This is a genomic window from Sphingomonas olei (assembly GCF_045369765.1).
GTDB lineage: Bacteria > Pseudomonadota > Alphaproteobacteria > Sphingomonadales > Sphingomonadaceae > Sphingomonas > Sphingomonas panaciterrae.
Map to the genome: position 1 here is coordinate 1 of NZ_JBIQEU010000088.1, position 636 is coordinate 636.

2 protein-coding genes are annotated in these 636 nt (G+C 72.2%); both read left to right on the forward strand.

Annotated elements, in window-relative coordinates; translation table 11 throughout:
* On the forward strand, positions 1–342 hold a 342-nt coding region (locus ACH0BU_RS18180; RefSeq protein ID WP_500264493.1), incomplete at its 5' end, for an iron-containing redox enzyme family protein.
* On the forward strand, positions 339–617 hold the full coding sequence (locus ACH0BU_RS18185) for a CDGSH iron-sulfur domain-containing protein (RefSeq protein ID WP_500264494.1): 279 nt from the start codon (positions 339–341) through the stop codon (positions 615–617). The genes ACH0BU_RS18180 and ACH0BU_RS18185, both read left to right, overlap by 4 nt.
* Positions 618–636 lie beyond the last annotated feature (19 nt).

The following is a 636-nucleotide window of genomic DNA, read 5'->3' on the forward strand; positions in this document are numbered from 1 at the left end:
CGGCTGCGCGGTGCGATCGCCGGGCACCTCGCGGCGTTCGAGATGACCTCCTCGATCCCCAACAAGTACTACGGCCGCGCGTTCCGCAAGCTCGGCTACGGCGAGGACGTCACCTGGTACTACGACGAGCACGTGGAGGCCGACGCCGTCCACGAGCAGATCGCCGCCCGGGACCTCGCCGGGGCGCTGGCCCAGGACGAGCCGGAGCTGCTGGAGGACGTGCTGTTCGGCGCGGCCGCTTGCCTGTACGTGGACGGACTCATGGGCGATCACATGCTGGAGTGCTGGAGCAACGAGCGCTCCTCGTTGCGCGCTGACGACGCCGCTGGGGCGGCTCTGTGAGCAACGAACGCCGCGAGGACTCGCCCGCCGACGCTCCCGTGGTCATCACCCCGTGCCCCAACGGGCCGCTGCTGGTGCGCGGGGACGTGATGATCGCCCCGGAGCCGGGGGCCGAGCCGCAGAAGCCGCCGCGCCGCGTCGTCGCCCTGTGCCGGTGCAACATGTCCTCGATCGCGCCGTTCTGCGACGGCTCCCACAAGCTCGCGAACTTCCGCACCCGCCCGCCGCGCTACAACATCGGCAGCCCGCGGGAGGATGCGGGCGAGGAGGACTGAGGCCCCGGCCGCGGGCCGT